We start from the raw sequence: 216 nt of genomic DNA, 5'->3' as shown, positions 1-216 counted from the left end.
AAAAATTCATGTATCTTTGTTTCTGATGTAGTTGTGAATACATTATAGTTACTTTACCCTGTTTAATCTTTCCGGTCTGTCACTATATAAGTGACGGACAGCAGAAAAGGTGTTTTGTAACGCCTTTATAATAAGGTCGGTAAGTGAGAAAATAAAAAAATGAAAACGCGTGTCAAACAATTTGTTAAACACGGAAGCCCGGCAGAGGGTATCTGC

The organism is Dysgonomonas sp. 521 (genome assembly GCF_010501055.1).
Classification (GTDB): domain Bacteria; phylum Bacteroidota; class Bacteroidia; order Bacteroidales; family Dysgonomonadaceae; genus Dysgonomonas.
This window is presented reverse-complemented; position numbering follows the sequence as displayed.